Raw genomic sequence first — 19,444 nt, 5'->3', positions numbered from 1 at the left:
AGGTGGCCGCGGTGAGGATGGCGCGCGACCTGCACCCGGTCGCGTGGTGGTGCTGGGCGATCGGCCTCGCCGCCGGCGCGTCCAGCACGACGAACCCGCTGCTCCTGCTGCTGCTCGTCGCGGTGGCCTCGGTGTGCGTGGTCGCCTGCCGGTCGGACCAGCCGTGGGCGCGGTCCTTCCGGCTGTACCTGTGGCTCGGCGCGTTCGTCATCGTGGTGAGGGTGCTGTTCCGGCTCCTGCTCGGCGGGAACGACGCGGGCCACGTGCTGTTCACGCTGCCCGAGATCCCGCTCCCGGACTGGGCGGCGGGCATCTCGCTGCTCGGGTCGTTCAGCCGCGAGGAGCTGCTCGCCGCCGTCTACGAGGGGCTGCGGCTCGCGGCGCTGCTGATCGCCGTCGGCGCGGCCAACGCGCTCGCCAACCCCAAGCGGCTGATGAAGTCGCTGCCTCCGGCGCTCTACGAGATCGGTACGGCGATGGTCGTCGCCATCACGGTGCTGCCGCAGCTCGCGGACAGCGCTCGCCGGGTGCGGGCCGCGCAGCAGCTGCGCGGCGGCACCCACGGTCGGGTGCGCGGCCTGCGGCGGCTGCTCGTCCCGATCCTGGAGGACGCGTTGGAGCGGTCGCTCGCGCTCGCCGCCGGCATGGACGCGCGCGGCTACGGCAGGGCGGGCTCGATCACGCCGGCGCAGCGGCGCAGCACGGGCGCGCTGATGGTCGCGGGCCTGCTCGGCCTCTGCGTCGGCGTCTACGCGTTCCTCGACCACTCCGCGCCGCGGGTGCTGGGCGGGCCGATGCTCGCCCTCGGCTGCGTGCTCGCGGTCGCCGGCTTCGTGCTGGCGGGCCGGCGGGTTCGCCGTACCCGCTACCGAGCGGACCGCTGGCGCCTGCCCGAGGGGGTCGTCGTGGCGTCCGGCGTGCTCGTCGGCGTCGGCCTCTGGGCCGTGCAGCACTGGGAGCCGCTCGTCGCCCACCCCGGCGTCGAGGGCACGCCCGGGCTCAGCCTGCTCGCCCTGGCCTCGGTGCTGTGCGGCGTGCTCCCGGTCTGGGCCGCCCCGCCGCCGCTGACCGTCGCGCGCAGGGAGCTGGTGCCGGCGTGACGGGGCTGACGGGGCTGCTGGAGCTGCGCTCGATCCGGTTCGGGTACGACGACGCCGGGCCGCGGGTGCTGGACGGCGTCGACCTGGCGGTCGACCAGGGCGAGCTGATGCTGCTCGCGGGCCCGACCGGTTCGGGCAAGTCGACGCTGCTCGGGGTCGTGGCCGGCCTCGTGCCGGCGTTCAGCGGGGGGACCCTGTCGGGCGAGGTGCTGCTGGACGGTGCGAGCGTGCTCGACGTACCTGCTCGCGACCGCGCGCACGTGATCGGCTACGTCGGCCAGAACCCGCCCGCCTGGTTCGTCACCGACACCGTCGAGGAGGAGCTCGCGTTCGGGATGGAGCAGCTCGGGCTGCCGCCGACGACGATGCGCCGCCGGGTCGAGGAGACCCTCGACCTGCTCGGCATCGCCGACCTGCGCCAGCGCGACCTGCGCACGCTGTCCGGCGGACAGCAGCAGCGGGTCGCCATCGGCTCGGTCCTCACGACCCACCCGCGACTGCTCGTCCTGGACGAACCGACGTCCGCTCTCGACCCGACCGCCGCCGAGGACGTTCTCGCCACGATCACCCGGCTGGTGCACGACCTCGACGTCAGTGTGCTCCTCGCGGAGCACCGGCTCGAGCGCGTCGTGCCGTTCGCCGACCGGATGTGCCTGCTCGACGGCGCCGGCCACGCCCGCGTCGGCGCGCCGGGTGACGTGCTCCTCGACTCGCCCATCGCCCCGCCCATCGTCGAGCTCGGCCGCCTCGCCGGCTGGCGGCCCCTCCCGCTGACCGTCCGCGACGCCCGCCGCCGGGCCCGCGAGCTGCCCCTCCCCGGCGCACCCACCGAACGACTCCTCGACACGACGGACCGGGATGCCGTCCGGGAGGTGCGCGACGATCGGCCAGTCGTCCAGGCCCGGAAGCTGGTGGTGATGCGGGGGCGGCGGGCGGCGCTGCGGGAGGTCGACCTCGAGCTGCGCGCGGGAACGGTGACGGCCCTGATGGGGCGCAACGGAGCGGGGAAGTCGACGCTGCTGTGGACCCTGCAGGGCAGGTACGGCGCCGAGCGCGGCACGCTGCTGGTGGCGGGCGACGACCCGCACGCGCTCAGGCCCGAGCTGCGACGGGCCCGCTCCGGCCTGGTGCCGCAGACGCCGGCCGACCTGCTCTACCTGGAGACCGTCGCGGAGGAGTGTGCGGCGTCCGATGCCGGCGCCGACGCCCCGGCCGGGAGCTGCGCCGCCCTGCTGGGCCGGATCGCGCCGGGGATCGCCCCGGCGACGCACCCGCGCGACCTCTCGGAGGGCCAGCGGCTCGCCCTCGCGCTCGCGGTCGTGCTCACGGCGAAGCCGCCGGTGCTGCTGCTCGACGAGCCCACCCGAGGCCTGGACTACGCCGCCAAGCACGCGCTGGCCGGCATCCTCCGCGACCTGGCCGAGGACCCCGCCGCTCCGCGGGCGGTGCTGGTCGCGACCCACGACGTGGAGTTCGCGGCCTACGTGGCCGACCGGGTGGTCGTGCTCGCCGAGGGCGAGGTCGTCTCCGACGGCCCGGTCCGCGAGGTGGTCGCAGAGTCGCCCGCCTTCGCGCCGCAGGTCAGCAAGGTGCTCGGCCCGGGCTGGCTGACGGTCGCCGAGGTCGCTCCCGCGCTGGCGGCCGCGCGATGAGCGAGGTCGTGCGCGGCGCCGTGCCGGTCCGGCTCCGGTCCACGCTGGTGCTCGCGATCGCGTCGGCGATCGGGCTGCTCATGCTCGGGTGGCCGCTCGTGCTCGCGGCCGGCAGCGACCGGGTCGACCCGCCGTTCCTCTTCCTCGGCCTGCTCCCGGTGGTCCTCGCCGTCGTCCTCGCCGAGCTGAGCGAGGGCGGGATGGACGCCCGGGTGCTCGCCATCCTCGGCGTGCTCAGTGCGATCAACGCGGTGCTGCGTGGCGTGAGCGCCGGGACGAGCGGGATCGAGCTGGTCTTCTTCCTGCTGATCCTGGGCGGCCGGGTCTTCGGCGCGGGCTTCGGCTTCGTGCTCGGCTGCACGTCCCTGTTCGCCTCGGCGCTGCTGACCGCGGGCGTCGGCCCGTGGCTGCCGTTCCAGATGCTCGTGGCCGGCTGGGTCGGCCTCGGCGCCGGGCTGCTGCCCCGCAGGGCCCGGGGTCGGTCGGAGATCGCGATGCTGGCGGCGTACGGCGTCCTGTCGGCCTACCTCTACGGCCTGCTCATGAACCTCTGGGGCTGGCCGTTCCTGCTCGGCGTCGAGGTCCCCGGCCAGGACGCGACCCAGCTGTCCTACGTCGCCGGCGCCCCGCTCCTGGAGAACCTGCACCGGTTCGTCCTCTACACGCTGCTCACCTCGACCGGCGGCTGGGACACCGGCAGGGCGATCACCAACGCCCTCGCCATCGCCCTGCTCGGCCCCGCCGTCCTCACCACGCTGCGGCGCGCGGCGCGGCGGGCGCGGGTGCTGCAGGTTTCCCAAGGGATGTAGCGAAGCTCGCGCCTCCCATGGTGCACAACCACGGGGAAGTGCAGATGTCGCTGCATCCCTTGGGAAACCTGCAGGGCTACGGCTCCACGACCAGGATCTGGTCGTCGTCCGGGCCGGGGTCGCCGCGGCCGTCGGTGTTGCTCGTCGTCATCCAGAGGTTGCCGTCGGGTGCGGTGACGACCGTGCGGATCCGGCCGTAGTCGCCCTCGAAGAAGCCCTCGGGGTCGGTGGCCTTCTTGCCCTGCACGGTGATCCGGTAGAGCCGCTCGCCCTGCAGGGCGGCCATCCAGAGGTAGCCGCCGTCGAAGGCGAGGCCGGACGGCGAGGCGTCGTCGGGCGGCCAGGTCAGCTGCGGGTTCGTGTACCCGCGCTGGTGGCTCATCCCCTCGACGACCGGCCAGCCGTAGTCGAGGCCGGGCTGGATCAGGTTCAGCTCGTCGGCGGTGTCCTTGCCGAACTCCGAGGCCCAGAGGTTGCCGCTGTCGTCCCAGGCGATGCCCTCCATGTTGCGGTGGCCCCAGGAGTAGACGACGGTGTCGAACGGGTTGCCGGCGACCTTCTTGCCCTCGGGGGTGATCCGCAGGATCTTCCCGGCATAGTTGTCGCGATCGCGGGCGAGCTTCTCGTCGCCGGTCTCGCCGGTGGTGACGTAGAGGTCGCCGTCCGGACCGAACGCGATCCGGCCGCCGTCGTGGATCTCGCCGTTGGGGATCCCGGTGAGCACCGGCTCGACCTTTCCCAGCTCGTCGTTCCTCAGCGTCGCCTTGACGACCTGGTTCTCCTTCGCGGTGCACGTGTAGAAGAACACGGTGCGGTCCTTGGCGAAGTGCGGGGAGACCGCCACGCCGAGCAGGCCGGCCTCCGCGGTGGGCACGACCTTCGGGACGGTGCCGGCCTCCACGACGTCACCCGGCTGGCCGTCGACGGGCGGGCTGACCAGCAGCACCTTGGCGGTGTCGCGCTCGGTCACGATCGCGCGCCCGTCGGGCAGGAAGTCGAGGCCCCAGGGCACGTCCAGGCCGGTCGCGGCCGTTGCCACCACCTGTGGCGTGGGGGAGACCGCGGCGGTCGTCCCGGTCCCGGACGGGCTGCTCGACGAGCTCTCGGAGGGTGTTGCGGACTCGCCGGCGGCGGACGCGCTGCCGGTGATCTCGACGACGCTCTCGTTCCCTCCCTGCGAGCAGGCGGTCGCGGTCAGGGCGACGGTGACGAGGAGGGCGGGCAACGCGCGATGCAGCACGTCGCTGACGTTAACGCCTGAACTACTCCGCGTCCTCGAGCGACTCGATCAGATCGACCTGCTCGACGAACTCCAGCAGCAGCTCGTGCACCAGGTCCGGCTGCTCGAGCTGGATGAAGTGCGAGCCGCGCAGCTCGAAGTACTCCGCCGACGCGAGGCGTTCGGCGGCGGTGGCCATGTCGCGCGCGCCGGCGAGGACGTCGTACGTCGCCGCGACGAAGCGGACCGGGATGTCGATCCCGCTCAGCGACACCCGCGCGTGCTTCGACGTGCCGAGCGCGAGGTGGGCGTACCACTCCACGGGCGTGGTCAGGAACTCCTTGATCCCGACGGCGACGGCCTCCGGGTCGGGCACCGGGAACATGAACCCGCTGTGGGTCAGCACCGCGACCACTTTCGGGCCGATGGGCAGCCGGGTCGTCACCGGCGTGATCGCCCAGCCGGCCAGCTTCGCGGCCCGGCAACCGGTGATCGTGAGCAGGCGCGCGACCGGGTGGGGAAGGCGGAACGGCGCCAGCATCGTCCGGAACGTGTCGCCGGGCACGCCGGCGACCGCGAACAGGCCCTTGACCCGCTCCGGGTTGCGGACCGCGAGCTCGAACATCGTGTTCACGCCCATCGACCAGCCCATCAGGACCGCGCGGTCGACGCCGAAGTGGTCCATGACCGACAGGCCGTCCTCGACGAAGTGCTCGATCTCGACGTGCCGCTTGTCCCGCGGGCGCTCGGAGCCCCCGACGCCGCGGTGGTTCCACGAGATCACCCGTACGCCGCAGTCGGGCTCGAGCAGCGCCGGCCACATCCAGGCGTTGGTGCCGAGGCCGTTGCACAGCACGACGGTCGGCCCGTCGATCACGCCCTCGGGGTCGTTCGTCCACGCGCGGACGTAGGTGCCGTCGTCGGAGAGGATGTCGCGGAACGCGACCTGCCCGACGACGTCGTAGCCCGACGTCTCAGGGTGCTGTGCCGGCGTGACCATGCGCCAAGTGTGCCCGAGGGGCTCGGTTCCCGCGGTGAGGTGGGCCACGTGCGTTGCGTGCCCCACTACGTTGGGTGACCGGCGACACACGAGGCCCGGGAGGTCCCATGCAGCAGGTCACGGCGGTCATCGCGCGCTCCAAGGGAGCGCCCGTCGAGCTGACGACGATCAACGTGCCGGACCCGGGCCCGGGCGAGGCGGTCGTGAAGGTCCTCGCCTGCGGCGTCTGCCACACCGACCTGCACTACCGCGAGGGCGGCATCAAAGACGACTTCCCGTTCCTGCTGGGCCACGAGGCCTCCGGGATCGTGGAGTCGGTCGGTCCCGACGTCACGGGTGTCGCGCCGGGCGACTTCGTGGTGCTCAACTGGCGCGCCGTGTGCGGGGAGTGCCGGGCCTGCAAGCGCGGCGACCTGCACTACTGCTTCAACACCCACAACGCGACCCAGCGGATGACGTTGACCGACGGGACGGAGCTCTCGCCCGCCCTCGGCATCGGCGCGTTCGCGGAGAAGACCCTGGTCGCCGCCGGACAGTGCACCAAGGTCGACCCGGGCGCACGGCCGGCGGCGGTCGGCCTGCTCGGCTGCGGCGTGATGGCCGGGCTCGGCGCGGCGATCAACACCGGCGCCGTCACCCGCGGCCGGTCCGTGGCCGTCATCGGCTGCGGCGGGGTCGGCGTCGCCGCCGTGGCCGGCGCCGCGCTGGCGGGCGCGAGCCCGATCATCGCCGTGGACATCGACGCGCAGAAGCTCGAGGCCGCGAAGCGGATGGGCGCGACCCACACCGTCGACTCGTCTGCCGCCGACCCCGTCGAGGAGATCCGGCGGATCTGCGCGGAGCGGTTCGAGGGGGCCGAGGGCGCCGACGTGGTGGTCGAGGCCGTCGGCCGGCCCGAGACCTGGCGCCAGGCGTTCTACGCGCGCGACCTGGCCGGCGTGCTGGTGCTCGTCGGGGTGCCCACCCCGGACATGAAGGTGCCGGACATCCCGCTCATCGACGTCTTCGGACGGGGTGGCGCGCTCAAGTCCAGCTGGTACGGCGACTGCCTGCCGAGCCGCGACTTCCCCGTCCTGGTGGACCTCTACCGGCAGGGCCGGCTCGACCTCGACGCGTTCGTCACCGAGGAGATCGGCCTCGGTGACGTCGAGGCGGCGTTCGACCGCATGCACCACGGCAACGTGCTGCGCTCGGTCGTGGTCTTCTAATGCCGGCGCGGGTCGACCACGGCACGGCGAGCGGCACCTTCTCCCTGGACGGGGAGACCTTCGACGTCGAGAACAACATCTGGGTGGTCGGCGACGACACCGAGTGCCTCGTGATCGACGCTCCGCACTCGGTCGACGCGATCATGGCCGTCGTCGGCGACCGCCGGGTGCGTGCGATCGTCTGCACCCACGCCCACGACGACCACGTCCGCGTCGCCCCGGAGCTGCGGACCCGGACCGGTGCGCCGGTCCTGCTGCACCCCGACGACCGCCCGCTGTGGGAGCTGACCCACGGCGGCCCGGACGACGTGGACGCCTGGCTGTGGGACCTCGACCTGGCCGACGGGCAGGTGCTCGAGGTGGCCGGCACCACCCTCACGGTCCTGCACACGCCGGGCCACGCGCCCGGTGCGGTGTGCCTGCATGCTCCGGACCTCGGCTGCGTGTTCACCGGCGACACGCTCTTCCAGGGCGGTCCCGGCGCGACCGGCCGCTCGTTCAGCGACCTGCCCACGCTGGAGGCCTCGATCCGTGCGCGGCTCTTCGGGCTCCCCGACGACACGGTCGTGCACACCGGTCACGGCGCCGACACGACGATCGGCGCGGAGGCTGCGGCGCTGGGGCGCTGATCAGTCGGGCACCGGCTCCGCGATCGGCGAGGACGTGACGCGGGTCGCGCCGATGCTCGCGACGATCACGCACCCGATCGCCGCCCACTGCAGGGCACCGAGGGTCTCGCCGACCACGACCAGGCCGGCCAGTGCCGCGGCCGCCGGCTCCAGGCTCATCAGCACGCCGAAGGTCGCCGGCTCGAGCCGCCGCAGGGCGACCAGCTCGCAGCTGTAGGGCACGACCGAGCTGAGCAGGCCGACCGCCGCACCGACCGCGATCGCGTGTGCACCGAACACGCCGTCGTCGCCGACCACGGCCAGCGTCGGGGTGAGGAGCAGGGTGGCGACCAGGCTGGCGACGGCGAGGCCGTCGAGACCCTCCCACCGGCGTCCCGTACGCGCGCTCAGCAGGATGTACGCCGCCCACGACCCGCCGGCGAGCACGGCGAACGCGAAGCCGGCCGCGTCGAAGCCGGTCCGCTCGGCCCCGAGCAGCGCGACACCGACCGCCGCGAGCCCGACCCACGCGAGGTCGCGCGGCCGCCGGAAGCCGAACGCCGCGATCGTCATCGGGCCGACGAACTCCACGGTCACCGCGATCCCGATCGGGATCCGCGAGAACGCCTGGTAGATCGCCCAGTTCATCGTGCCGAGCGACAGGCCGAACCCGAGCACGGTCAGCCACGCCGCCCGGTCGCGCCCGCGCAGCCGCGGCCGGCTCCACAGCAGGAGCACCAGCGTGCTCGACGCGAGCCGCAGCCAGACGATCCCCGTCGGCGGGATGTCGTCGAAGAGGGTCTTGGCGATGCCGGCGCCGAACTGCACCGAGAGGATCCCGATCAGCACCAGCCCGATTTCCCTCGGGTGGACCGATGACTTCGCGGGTGTCACTCGGTCACTCTAGGAATCAACACCTGGACCCTGCGCAGAGAGGCGGAGAGATGGGCACCGTGCTGCTGGTCGGAACCCGGAAGGGCCAATGGATCGGTCGGTCGGACGACCACCGTGAGGAGTGGACCTTCACCGGCCCGCACCACAACATGGAGGAGGTCTACTCCGGCCTCGTCGACACCCGCGGGAGCACCCCGCGGATCTTCGCCGGCGCGTCCTCGAGCTGGCTCGGCCCGCAGGTCCGGTGGTCCGACGACTTCGGCGAGACCTGGCAGGAGACGCCGGGCGGCGGCGTGCGCTTCCCCGAAGGGTCCGACGCGGCCGTCGAGCGGGTCTGGCAGCTGGTGACGGGAGCCGAGCCCGGCGTGGTCTGGGCCGGCACCGAGCCGGGCGCGATCTGGAAGTCGGTGGACAACGGAGAGACGTTCGCGCTCGAGGAGGGCCTCTGGAACCACCCCCAGCGGCCCGAGTGGGGCGCGGGCTTCGGCGGCCAGGCCTTCCACACGATCCTCCCGCACCCCACGGACCCCCGGTCGGTCACCGCGGCGATCTCGACGGGCGGCGTCTACCAGACGACCGACGGCGGTGCCTCGTGGAACCCGCGCAGCAAGGGGATCGCGGCGCGGTTCATGCCGGAGGGCCAGCAGTTCCCCGAGTTCGGGCAGTGCGTCCACAAGGTCACCCGGCACGCGAACCGCCCCGAGCGGCTCTACGTGCAGAACCACGGCGGCGTCTACCGCTCCGACGACGAGGGCCGTTCCTGGACCGACATCGGCGCCGGCCTGCCCAGCGACTTCGGCTTCCCGATCGTGGTGCACCCGCACCGGCCCGACACGATCTACGTCTTCCCGCTCGCGGGCGGCGACGGGCGGTTCCCGCCCGAGGGCAAGGCGCGGGTCTGGCGCTCCGACGACGCCGGCGAGTCGTGGACGGCGTACGGCGACGGGCTGCCGGACGAGTTCTACGTCGCGGTGATGCGCGACGCGATGTGCGCCGACGACCACGATCCCGCCGGCCTCTACCTCGGCGCCCGCAACGGCGCCGTGTGGGGCTCGGCCGACGAGGGCGTGACCTGGCGCAAGCTGGTCGAGGACCTGCCGGACGTGATGTCGGTGAAGGTCGGCACCTTCTGACCTGCCGGCGGCGCAGGGTATTGAAAGGAGTCTTTCGAAAGAGTACTTTCCATACATGCGCCGTCTCACCGACCCCCGCGAGCTCGCCGCCCTCGCCCACCCGGTCCGGATCGGGATCATCGAGCTGCTCTCCGTCGAGGGTCCGCTGACCGCGACCGAGCTCGCCGCCCGGCTGGGCGAGTCGCCGGCCAACTGCAGCTGGCACCTGCGCAAGCTCGCCGAGCTCGCGTTCGTCGAGGAGACCGGCGACGGTCGCGGCCGGCGCCGCCCCTGGCGGGTGACCGAGATCGGCCTCAGCTGGGACTCGGACGCGAGCCCGAACCCCGCGGCCGAGCAGGTGTCCCTCGGGCTGGCCGAGATGATGCTCGACCGGCAGCTGGACCGACTGCACCGGGCACGCGCGCGAGCGTCCGAGGAGCCTCCCGAGTGGCGGGACGCGATGGAGGCGAGCGAGTCCGCGACCTGGCTGACCGACGAGGAGCTCGCCGCGCGCAACCGCGAGATCCGCGCCATCCTGGTTCGCGACCTCGACCGCGTCACCGACCCCGCCAAGCGACCGGAGGGGTCGCGGCTGTGCGAGTTCGTGGCCTGGGGCGTGCCCGTGTCGTTCGGCGAGGCGTCGTCGTGAGGCGGGTCTTCGGTCAGGCGGGCTTCGGCCGACTGTACGGCGGCCTCGCGGCCTCGATGCTCGGCGACTCCATGATGCTGCTCGTCCTGAGCATCTGGGTGAAGACGCTGACCGGGTCCAACGCCCTCGCCGGGCTCACCTTCCTCTTCCTGGTCGTCCCCTCGCTGGCCGCGCCGCTGCTCGGCGTCCTCGTCGACCGGGTGCGCCGCCGGCCGCTGCTGGTCTGGGGCAACCTCGCGTCCGCCCTGGTGGTGCTCCCGCTCCTGCTGGTGCACGACGACGGCGATGTGTGGATCGTGTGGGCGGTCGCGTTCGGCTACGGCGTCAGCTTCGTCGCGCTGCCGGCGGCCCTCAACGGGCTGCTCAAGGAACTGGTGCCCGACGAGCTGCTCGTCGACGCCAACGCCGCGCTGCAGACGACCAAGGAGTCCTACCGGCTGTTCGGGCCGCTGCTCGGGGCGGCTCTGTTCGCGGGCCTGGGCGGCTGGTCCGTCGCTCTCGTCGACGCACTGTCGTTCGTGGTCGCCGCCGTCGCCATCGGGTCGCTCCGGCTCGACGAGGTCGTGCCCGAGCGCTCCGACGAGCCGGTCCTGCGGCAGATCGGCGCCGGCGTCCGGCACCTGGTCGACGACCGGGTGCTCGGCCACACCCTGGTCGGCGTCGGCGCGTCGCTGCTGGTCATCGGGTTCGTGGAGTCGTCGATCTACGCCCTGCTCGACGCGTTCCACCGGCCGGCGACCTATGCGGGCGTGTTCGTCGCGGCGATGGGGGTCGGCGCGATCGTCTCCGGGCTGCTGGCGTCGCGTCTCCTCCACCGGGTGGGCGAGGTCGCGGGCATCGTCGCGGGGCTGCTGCTGTTCGCGGCGGCGGTCGGCGGGGCGGCGGCCGCGCCGACGATGACCATGGTGCTGGTCTTCGCGACCCTCAGCGGTGCCGGGCTGCCGCTGATCGTCATCGGCTACCTCACCCTCCTGCAGCGCCGGACCCCGCAGCAGATCATGGGCAGGGTGTCCACGGCGGCCGAGGTCGTGATGGCGACCCCTCAGGCGATCTCCCTCGCGGTCGGCTCGCTGCTCGTGCTCGTGCTCGACTACCGGCTGATCTTCACGATCGTCGCGGTCGTCACCGCTCTCGGCGCGCTCCACATCGCGGTGGCGCTCCGGGCGCACATCGGGGCCGCGTGGCGGCGCTCGGCCGAACCGATCCACGGAACGGTCTCGGCGGCGGACGCCGTACCGCGGCCGACTAACCTGCAGGCATGACCGAAGCACCCGACATCAAGCCCCGCTCGCGCGACGTGACGGACGGTCTGGAGAAGACCGCCGCCCGCGGGATGCTCCGCGCGGTAGGCATGGGTGACGAGGACTTCGCCAAGTCGCAGATCGGCGTCGCGTCCAGCTGGAACGAGATCACGCCCTGCAACCTCTCGCTCGACCGGCTCGCCAAGGCCGTGAAGAACGGCGTGCACGCCGGCGGCGGCTACCCGCTGGAGTTCGGCACCATCTCGGTCTCCGACGGCATCTCCATGGGTCACGAGGGGATGCACTTCTCGCTGGTGAGCCGCGAGGTGATCGCCGACTCCGTCGAGGTGGTCATGAACGCCGAGCGGCTCGATGGTTCGGTCCTGCTCGCCGGCTGTGACAAGTCGCTGCCGGGGATGCTGATGGCCGCCGCGCGGCTCGACCTCGCGAGCGTCTTCCTCTACGCCGGCTCGATCATGCCGGGCAACGTGGACGGCAAGGACGTGACGATCATCGACGCGTTCGAGGCGGTCGGTGCCTGCCTGGCCGGCAAGATGACCCGCGAGGAGGTCGACCGGATCGAGCGGGCGATCTGCCCGGGGGAGGGCGCCTGCGGCGGCATGTACACCGCCAACACGATGGCCTCCGTCGGCGAGGCGCTCGGCATGTCGCTGCCGGGCAGCGCCGCCCCGCCGGCCGTGGACCGCCGGCGCGACGGCTTCGCGCACCGGTCCGGCGAGGCCGTGGTCAACCTGATCCGGCAGGGCATCACCGCCCGGCAGATCATGACCAAGGAGGCGTTCGAGAACGCGATCACCGTCGTCATGGCGCTCGGTGGGTCGACCAACGCCGTGCTCCACCTGCTGGCGATCGCCCGCGAGGCGGACGTCGACCTGACCCTCGACGACTTCAACCGCGTCGGCGACAAGGTCCCGCACCTCGGCGACCTCAAGCCGTTCGGCCGCTACGTGATGAACGACGTCGACAAGATCGGCGGCATCCCCGTGGTCATGAAGGCGCTGCTCGACGCGGGCCTGATGCACGGCGACTGCCTGACGGTGACCGGCAAGACGCTCGCGGAAAACCTCGAGGAGCTCGCTCCGCCGAGCATCGACGACGACGTGATCCGCAGCCTGGACCGGCCGATCCACAAGACCGGCGGCATCACCATCCTCAAGGGCTCGCTCGCTCCCGAGGGTGCCGTGGTCAAGAGCGCCGGCTTCGACGAGACGGTCTTCCGCGGCACCGCCCGCGTGTTCGACGGCGAGCGGGCGGCGCTCGACGCCCTGTCGGAGGGGAAGATCCAGCCGAAGGACGTCGTGGTCATCCGCTACGAGGGTCCCAAGGGCGGCCCGGGCATGCGCGAGATGCTCGCCATCACCGGCGCGATCAAGGGCGCCGGGCTCGGCAAGGACGTACTGCTGGTGACCGACGGACGCTTCTCGGGCGGCACCACGGGCCTCTGCGTCGGGCACATCGCGCCCGAGGCGGTCGACGCGGGGCCGATCGCGTTCGTCGAGGACGGCGATCCGATCGTGCTCGACGTGCTCAACCGGACCCTCGAGCTCGACGTCGACCCGGCCGAGCTCGAGAAGCGCAAGGACGGCTGGTCGCCGCTGCCGGCGAAGTACACCCGCGGCGTGCTCGGCAAGTACGCCAAGATCGTGCAGTCGGCCGCGCACGGCGCCGTCACCGGCTGAGCCGGTACGGCGCCGCGCGCCGTCGGTCTAGTCGAGCTGCTCGTCGCTGACCCGGGCCTCCTCCTCGGAGTCCTCGATGTGACGGGCCGCCTGCTCCGAGCTGAGCCGGAACTTGTAGGCGAGCAGGTAGACGACGACCGACAGGACGAGCATCGCTGCCGCCGACGACTCGAAGTTGAGCTTCGCGAGGTTGCCGGCCGCGGGCTCGGGATACTTGCCGAGCCACGAGACCAGCGTGACCCCGCCGAGCCACGGCAGCAGCCAGGCGGCGCCCGACGGCAGCTCGAGGTCGGGCAGGTGCACCTGGCCCATCAGGCTGAACACGCCGAGCAGGACGAAGCCGAGCAGCACGGCCAGCATCAGCTTCCACACGATGTCCCAGCCGGACCAGTACACGATCATGTTCGACGACCAGAACGCGAGCACCGGGATCACGTGGCCGCCGGGCAGCCGGAACGGCCGTTCGCGGTCGGGCTGCTGCTTCCGCATGGCTGCCAGCACCAGCGGGCCGGACGCGAAGGACATCACCGTCGCGGAGGTGATGAACCCGACCAGCTGCTGCCAGCTCGGGAACGGGAGGAACACGATCAGCCCGACGAAGAAGGTCACGACCAGGCTGATCATCGGCACCCCGCGGCTGGTCGTGCTGGCCAGCGCCTTCGGAGCATTGCCGTTGCGAGCCATCGCATAGGAGATGCGTGAGGTGATGGTCGTGTAGATCAGGCCGGTGTCGCCGGGCGAGACCACCGCGTCGATGTAGAGCAGGGTGGCGAGCCAGCCCATGCCCAGCAGCGTCGCGACCGCCGCCAGGGGGCCGAAGTCGTTGGTGAAGGAGAGGTTCGCCCAGCCCTTGTCGAGCAGACCCGGGTCGAGCGCGCCGATGAAGGCCACCTGCAGGGCCACGTAGATCACGCCGGTGATGAGCACCGACCCGACCACCGCGATCGGGACGTTGCGGCGCGGGTTGTCGGTCTCGCCGGCCAGCTCGATGCCCTGCCGGAAGCCGAGGAAGCTGAACACGATGCCGCCGGTCGCGATCGCGCTGAAGATGCCGTGGACGCCCTTGGGCGCGAAGCCCTCGGAGCTGAAGTTCGAGCCGTGGAAGGCCGAGAACAGGAACGCGAAGATGACGAGCGTGATGATCGCCAGCTTCCACCACACGAGCGCGTTGTTCAGCCGGGCGAACCAGCGGATGCCGAAGTAGTTGACGACCACGAACACCGCCATCAGCACGGTCGCCACGGCATAGCCGAGCGCGGTCAGCGAGTGCACCACCACCGGCGCGTCGCTGTTGCAGGCGGACAGGCAGTGCTCGGTGGTGAACGGGGCGTACTTCGTGGCGTACTGCAGCGCGCCCTCGACCTCGATCGGCGCGGTCGTCGCCACCGCCACCCACGTGATCCAGCCGCTGGTGTAGCTCGCGAAGGAACCGAACGACATGTGCGGGTAGCGCACCACCCCGCCGGACAGCGGGAACATGGTGCCGAGCTCGGCGTACACCAGGGCGATCAGCAGGATCATGACGCCGCCGAGGGCCCACGAGATGATCGCGGCGGGACCCGCCTGCGTCGAGGCGTTGAGCGCTCCGAACAGCCAGCCCGACCCGATGATCGACCCGACGCTGGCGAAGAGCAGCCCGATGATGCCGACGTGGCGGCGGAGGTTCGGTTGATCGGTGGAGCCGCCGCCGGCTGAGCTGCGGTCCTGGACGGTCGTGGTCATGGCAATCTCCCGAAGATCGGCGATGAACAGCGAGTGAGTACCCGCGGTTCGCGTCCACAACCGGTCGGCGTGCTCAGACGCCGAGGCGTGCGACGATCGTCCCCATGGGGAAGGTCCACGAGAGCATCGAGGGCCGCCTGCGCGCGTTCGTCGAGCGGCAGCACGTCTTCTTCGTCGCGACCGCGCCGCTGGCGGCGGACGGGCACGTCAACCTGTCGCCGCGCGGCGTGCCCGGCACGTTCGCGGTGCTCGACGCGCACACCTTCGCGTGGCTCGACGGCACGGGCAGCGGCAGCGAGACGATCGCGCACCTGCGGGAGAACGGCCGCGTCACCGTGATGTTCTGCGCCTTCGACGGCCCGCCCGACATCGTCCGCTTCCACGGCACCGGCCGCGTCGTGACGCGCTACGACGCGGAGTACGCCGAGCTGGCCGCGCGCTTCGACGAGCTGCCCGGCGCTCGTGCCGTCGTCGTCGTGGACGTCGAGCGGATCTCCGACACCTGCGGCTACGGCGTGCCGCTCATGGAGTACGTCGGCGAGCGCGACCTGCTGGGTCCGGCGTTCGCGCGCCGGGGCGAGGAGGGGTCCGCGGAGTACCGCCGCAACCGGAACCAGGTGAGCCTCGACGGGCTGCCGGCCTTCGACTACGACCCGCCCGCCGAGTGAGCGTTCAGATCCCGCTAAAAGTTTCAACAATCTCCGGGCCGGTTCGCCGCTGGCCCTAACGTGCCTCCCAGGGGAGGGAGTGTCCATCGCCAGCTCTCGGCAGGAAGGCAACTCCCAGATGCATCTGATGAAGCACCGCGTGGTCCGTGCGGCCCGCCCGGTCATGATGGTCGCGGTCGGCGCGTTGATGCTCGGATTCACCCTCGGGTCCGCGCCCGCATCGGCCACCAGCGGCAACCCCATCGACAAGAACTTCAACATCATCACCAAGACCGACGACACGCGGTCCAACGCCACCTGCGTGTTCAAGGTCAGCTCCGTGAACGTGCAGGGCGGCACCGCCACCGGCAAGCTCTCCGCCTCGGCCTCTCCGAAGGGCTTCCTGAACAGCTTCGGCAACAAGGAGGTCGGCGTCATCTGCCTGCTCCGCGACGCCGGGGGCAACGTGCTCGCCTCCAAGAGCGTGCACGCGAACAAGCCGACGATCCTGCAGACGAGTGACACCGTCACCGTTCCGCGGCTCGACGGCTACGAGCTGTGCACTGCCGTGTCCACCGAGACCGGTTCCGGCCAGATCTTCGGCAACGCGGTCTGCACGAACAGCTTCTGACACCTCGGTCGTGCGGCACGCGCCTCCGGGTGCGTGCCGCACGCACGTCGTACCTCTGGCACGCTGGCCCCATGGAGCAGCGGATCAGCTTCGTGACGCTCGCGGTCGCCGATCTCGAGGCGTCGCGGCGGTTCTACCTGGACGGCCTCGGCTGGACCGCCGAGCTCGACGTGCCGGGTGAGGTGCTGATGATCAGGGCCGGGGAGCACCTGCTGCTGTCCCTCTGGGACCGCGCGCACTTCGAGGCGGAGGTCGGGCCGACGATGACCGGGCCCGGCATCGCTCCCTTCACGCTCGCCCACAACGTCGCGACGCCGGGCGAGGTCGACGCCGTCCTCGACACGGCCCGGACGGCCGGGGCCGCCGTCGTGCACGCCGCCGAGCAGCGCGACTGGGGCGGTTACACCGGCTACTTCGGTGATCCCGACGGCTACCGCTGGGAGATCGCCCACAACCCGACGCCCCTCGGCGCGACCGTCCTGCCGTGAGCGCCACCGGTCCAGTGGGCGCCGAGGTGCCCGGCTGGGCGCCACGGGACCGGCCCGAGCCGACCGTCCTCGAGGGCCGCTACGTGCGCGTGGTCCCGCTGTCCTCGGCGCACTACTCCGACCTGCTCGCCGCGACCTGCGGACCCGGCGACGACGACCTCTGGACCTATCGCCCCGTCGAGCGACCCACCGACCTGGCGACGCTGTGGATGCACCTCGCGGGACTCGTCGAGGACCCCGAGCTGCTGACGTTCGCCTTCCTGCCGCTCGAGGGTGAGCGTGCCGGGAGGGCCAGCGGCATCACGTCGTACGCCCGGATCACGCCGGCCCACGGCCAGGTCGAGGCCGCCGGGGTGCTGCTCGGGCGAGCGATGCAGCGCTCGCGCTCGGCGACCGAGGCGATCCACCTGCTGATGCGGCACGCGTTCGACGACCTCGGCTACCGCCGGTTCGAGTGGAAGTGCGACAGCCTGAACGAGCCGTCCCGCCGCGCCGCCGCACGGCTCGGCTTCCGCTACGAGGGTCGGTTCCGCAACCACATGGTGGTCAAGGGACGCAACCGCGACACCGACTGGTTCTCGGTCACCGACGCCGAGTGGCCCGAGGTCAGGGCGGCGCACGAGACGTGGCTCGAGCCGGCGAACTTCGACGCCGACGGCCGGCAACGGACCGCGCTGAGCGACCTCACGGCCTCCTGACGTTCACCGGGCTCTGGCACCCTGACGCCATGGCGGGGCCGGGCACGACGGCGGGCGAGATGCTCCGTGCCGTCCTCCGCGACCTCGCCCGGTCCGTGGTCGAGCGGCAGCCGGCCGCCCTGGCGGACGAGCCCGACGCCGTCCACCAGCTCCGGACCGCGGTCCGCCGGCTGCGGAACGTGCTCGCGGCGTTCGGCGACCTGGTCGACCCCGCGACGGCCGGCGCGCTCCGCGCGCGGCTGTCGGCGTACGGCGACCGGCTCGGGCTCGCCCGGGACCTCGAGGTACGCGCGGCCGACGTCCGGGCGGCCGCCGACGCGGTCGGTCTCGCTCCCGGCCCGAGGGACCGGCTGCTCCGCGACCTCCAGGTGGCGCACGCGGCCGCGCACGCGCAGCTGGTGGCCTGGTGCCGGTCCGACCACGGCGCCGCACTGGCCGCGGTGCTGGGCACGGTCCTCGACGATGCGGGCGGCGTCGGCCCGGTCGGCGCCGCAGCCCGGCCGGGGGACGTCGTCGCGGCCGAGGTGCTGCTCGCGCAGGCGGACCGCGTGCTGGCGCTCGGCGCGGACCACCTCGGCGACCGCGACGTCGCGCACACGGTGCGCAAGGCCGGCCGGCGGCTGCGGCACGTGGCCGACGCCGTCGCCACGCCTCCTGCCGCCGTGCTGGGCGACGAGGCGCGGGCGCTGGGCGCCGCGGGTGCGACGGTCCAGAAGCTGCTCGGCGACCACCGCGACGCCGGGCTCCTCGCCGAGCACGTGCGGTCGGTGGTCGCGCTGGACGGCGACGCGGCGGCGTCCAGCGCGATGGTGGAGCACGCCGAGGGTCGCGCCGCGGCGGCGCTGGCCGACGTGCCCCGCGCGCTCGAGGACCTGGCGGTCCTTCGAGCTCGCGCTCAGGCCCGCCGCGCCCCCGCCGACGGGAGGGTCGTGAACCAGGCCGGCGACCGGTAGCCGGCGCGACCGAACGCCTCGGCGGTCGCGGCGGCAGCGTCGGTGGCCCGGCCCTCCTCGACGAGGGCGATCACCGACCCGCCGAACCCGCCGCCGGTCATCCGCGCGCCCAGCGCACCCGCGGCGAGCAGGGTCTCCACGGCCAGGTCGAGCTCGGGCACGGTGACGCGGAAGTCGTCCCGGAGCGAGGCGTGCGACGCCGTGAGCAGCGACCCGATGCCGGCCGTCCGTCCCGCCCGCAGCAGCTCGGCGGTCCGGCGCACGCGGTCGTCCTCGCTGACGACGTGCCGCACGTACCGCGCCTGCTCGTCGTCCTCGAGCCGGGCGAGCGCGGCGGCGAGGTCGTCCGTCCGCAGCGCCCCGAGGGCCGGTAGGCCGAGCACCGCCGCGGCCGCCTCGCACCCGCGCCGGCGGGCGGCGTACTCGCCGTCGGCGTGGCTGTGCCGGACCAGGGTGTCGACGACGAGCACGGTGAGGCCGTCGGCGGCGAGGTCGGCCGGGACGTTCTCGGTCGTGGTGGTGGCGAAGTCGCAGAGCAGCACCTCTCCGACCCGGCAGCGCAGCGACGCCATCTGGTCCAGGCCGCCGGTGGGTGCGCCCACGACGTCGTTCTCGGCCGCGCGGGCGACCGCGAGCAGGTCGTCGGGGGAGAGGCCGAGCTCGAGCAGGTCGTCGACCGCCGACGTCACCGAGCACACGACGGCGGCCGAGGAGGACAGGCCGGAGCCGGACGGCACGTCGCTGTCGACGCGGACCTCGAGCGGCGGGACGTCGTACCCCCGCTCGCGGAGCACCCACAGCGGCCCGAGGACGTAGCGGGCCCAGACGGGACCGTCGGACCCCGGAAGGGCCGCGAGATCGGCGGCGGTGAGGCGCACGTCGTCGGCCTCCTGCGCGGACGTCGCGACGTGCAGGTCGCGTCCCGGCGCGAGGCCGACCTCGGCGGTGCAGCCGTGCTCGATCGCGAACGGCAGCGCCAGGCCGCCGTTGTAGTCGGTGTGCTCACCGATCAGGTTGACCCGGCCGGGGGCTCGCCAGCGCACCGTCACGGAAGCAGTCTGGCAGGGCCTCACAATGAGACGCGCGTCTTGCCATCTGGGACGGCGGCCGGCC

Annotated in this window: 19 protein-coding genes; 14 read left to right on the top strand and 5 right to left on the bottom strand. The window is 72.7% G+C overall.

Annotated elements, in window-relative coordinates; all coding sequences use genetic code 11:
- The first annotated feature begins 17 nt into the window (after positions 1-17).
- From ABD709_RS03920 to ABD709_RS03910, 3 genes are read left to right on the top strand one after another with little or no spacing between them, the layout of a single operon-like run.
- Positions 18-1,100, top strand: a complete 1,083-nt coding sequence (locus ABD709_RS03920) for an energy-coupling factor transporter transmembrane component T family protein (RefSeq protein ID WP_344773027.1) — start codon at positions 18-20, stop codon at positions 1,098-1,100.
- Positions 1,101-1,114: 14 nt separating this feature from the next.
- Positions 1,115-2,752, top strand: coding sequence for an ABC transporter ATP-binding protein (locus ABD709_RS03915; RefSeq protein ID WP_425575040.1), 1,638 nt, complete (start codon positions 1,115-1,117; stop codon positions 2,750-2,752).
- Positions 2,749-3,561, top strand: a complete 813-nt coding sequence (locus ABD709_RS03910; RefSeq protein WP_344772496.1) for an ECF transporter S component — start codon at positions 2,749-2,751, stop codon at positions 3,559-3,561. Before ABD709_RS03915 ends, ABD709_RS03910 begins: the two co-directional genes overlap by 4 nt.
- 76 nt (positions 3,562-3,637) lie before the next feature.
- Here ABD709_RS03910 and ABD709_RS03905 read toward each other — a convergent pair whose 3' ends face one another.
- Positions 3,638-4,801 (bottom strand): PQQ-dependent sugar dehydrogenase, encoded by a 1,164-nt coding sequence (locus ABD709_RS03905; protein ID WP_344772494.1) that lies wholly within the window; start codon positions 4,799-4,801, stop codon positions 3,638-3,640.
- Between the two features lie 22 nt (positions 4,802-4,823).
- The gene (locus tag ABD709_RS03900) at positions 4,824-5,780 is read right to left on the bottom strand and encodes an alpha/beta fold hydrolase (RefSeq protein WP_344772492.1); all 957 of its coding nucleotides are present in this window, start codon (positions 5,778-5,780) and stop codon (positions 4,824-4,826) included.
- 107 nt (positions 5,781-5,887) lie between these two features.
- Between ABD709_RS03900 and ABD709_RS03895 the strand changes: the two genes are divergently transcribed.
- The gene (locus tag ABD709_RS03895) at positions 5,888-6,988 is read left to right on the top strand and encodes an S-(hydroxymethyl)mycothiol dehydrogenase (protein ID WP_344772490.1); all 1,101 of its coding nucleotides are present in this window, start codon (positions 5,888-5,890) and stop codon (positions 6,986-6,988) included.
- Complete coding sequence (locus ABD709_RS03890) at positions 6,988-7,617, top strand: MBL fold metallo-hydrolase (protein ID WP_344772488.1); 630 nt, start codon at positions 6,988-6,990, stop codon at positions 7,615-7,617. Before ABD709_RS03895 ends, ABD709_RS03890 begins: the two co-directional genes overlap by 1 nt.
- Here ABD709_RS03890 and ABD709_RS03885 read toward each other — a convergent pair whose 3' ends face one another.
- Complete coding sequence (locus tag ABD709_RS03885; protein ID WP_344772487.1) at positions 7,618-8,490, bottom strand: EamA family transporter; 873 nt, start codon at positions 8,488-8,490, stop codon at positions 7,618-7,620. It lies immediately after the preceding gene.
- A 50-nt stretch (positions 8,491-8,540) separates the two neighbouring features.
- Here ABD709_RS03885 and ABD709_RS03880 point away from each other — a divergent pair, with 50 nt between their 5' ends.
- From ABD709_RS03880 to ilvD, 4 genes are read left to right on the top strand one after another with little or no spacing between them, the layout of a single operon-like run.
- Entirely contained in the window at positions 8,541-9,623 is a 1,083-nt protein-coding gene (locus tag ABD709_RS03880; RefSeq protein ID WP_344772486.1) for a beta propeller repeat protein, read from the top strand.
- Positions 9,624-9,678: 55 nt separating this feature from the next.
- A complete protein-coding gene (locus ABD709_RS03875; protein WP_344772485.1) occupies positions 9,679-10,251 on the top strand; it encodes a helix-turn-helix domain-containing protein in 573 nt (190 codons plus the stop codon).
- The gene (locus ABD709_RS03870) at positions 10,248-11,513 is read left to right on the top strand and encodes an MFS transporter (protein WP_344772484.1); all 1,266 of its coding nucleotides are present in this window, start codon (positions 10,248-10,250) and stop codon (positions 11,511-11,513) included. Before ABD709_RS03875 ends, ABD709_RS03870 begins: the two co-directional genes overlap by 4 nt.
- Positions 11,510-13,192 carry a dihydroxy-acid dehydratase gene (gene ilvD, locus ABD709_RS03865; RefSeq protein WP_344772483.1) on the top strand — a complete coding sequence of 561 codons (1,683 nt, stop codon included), beginning with the start codon at positions 11,510-11,512 and terminating at the stop codon, positions 13,190-13,192. Before ABD709_RS03870 ends, ilvD begins: the two co-directional genes overlap by 4 nt.
- Positions 13,193-13,219: 27 nt before the next feature.
- On the opposite strand, the gene ABD709_RS03860 is transcribed toward ilvD, so the two are convergent.
- Positions 13,220-14,914: an APC family permease gene (locus ABD709_RS03860; protein ID WP_344772482.1), complete on the bottom strand. Its 1,695-nt coding sequence runs from the start codon at positions 14,912-14,914 to the stop codon at positions 13,220-13,222.
- A 104-nt stretch (positions 14,915-15,018) separates the two neighbouring features.
- Between ABD709_RS03860 and ABD709_RS03855 the strand changes: the two genes are divergently transcribed.
- The 5 genes from ABD709_RS03855 to ABD709_RS03835 all read left to right on the top strand — a co-directional run bounded on the left by ABD709_RS03855 (position 15,019) and on the right by ABD709_RS03835 (position 18,331).
- Positions 15,019-15,582, top strand: a complete 564-nt coding sequence (locus ABD709_RS03855; protein ID WP_344772481.1) for a pyridoxamine 5'-phosphate oxidase family protein — start codon at positions 15,019-15,021, stop codon at positions 15,580-15,582.
- 127 nt (positions 15,583-15,709) lie between these two features.
- Positions 15,710-16,192: a hypothetical protein gene (locus ABD709_RS03850; protein ID WP_344772480.1), complete on the top strand. Its 483-nt coding sequence runs from the start codon at positions 15,710-15,712 to the stop codon at positions 16,190-16,192.
- Between the two features lie 71 nt (positions 16,193-16,263).
- Positions 16,264-16,680, top strand: coding sequence for a VOC family protein (locus ABD709_RS03845; protein ID WP_344772479.1), 417 nt, complete (start codon positions 16,264-16,266; stop codon positions 16,678-16,680).
- Positions 16,677-17,378 carry a GNAT family N-acetyltransferase gene (locus tag ABD709_RS03840; protein WP_344772478.1) on the top strand — a complete coding sequence of 234 codons (702 nt, stop codon included), beginning with the start codon at positions 16,677-16,679 and terminating at the stop codon, positions 17,376-17,378. The genes ABD709_RS03845 and ABD709_RS03840 overlap by 4 nt, the downstream gene beginning before the upstream one ends.
- A gap of 29 nt (positions 17,379-17,407) precedes the next feature.
- Positions 17,408-18,331, top strand: coding sequence for a CHAD domain-containing protein (locus ABD709_RS03835; RefSeq protein WP_344772477.1), 924 nt, complete (start codon positions 17,408-17,410; stop codon positions 18,329-18,331).
- On the opposite strand, the gene galK is transcribed toward ABD709_RS03835, so the two are convergent.
- Positions 18,274-19,380 carry a galactokinase gene (gene galK / locus ABD709_RS03830; protein WP_344772476.1) on the bottom strand — a complete coding sequence of 369 codons (1,107 nt, stop codon included), beginning with the start codon at positions 19,378-19,380 and terminating at the stop codon, positions 18,274-18,276. The genes ABD709_RS03835 and galK overlap by 58 nt on opposite strands.
- Positions 19,381-19,444: the final 64 nt, after the last annotated feature.

Source organism: Nocardioides panacisoli (assembly GCF_039537325.1).
GTDB classification, from domain to species: domain Bacteria; phylum Actinomycetota; class Actinomycetes; order Propionibacteriales; family Nocardioidaceae; genus Nocardioides; species Nocardioides panacisoli.
The sequence above is the reverse complement of the archived record's forward strand: the minus strand, read 5'-3'. Positions and strand labels throughout refer to the sequence as shown.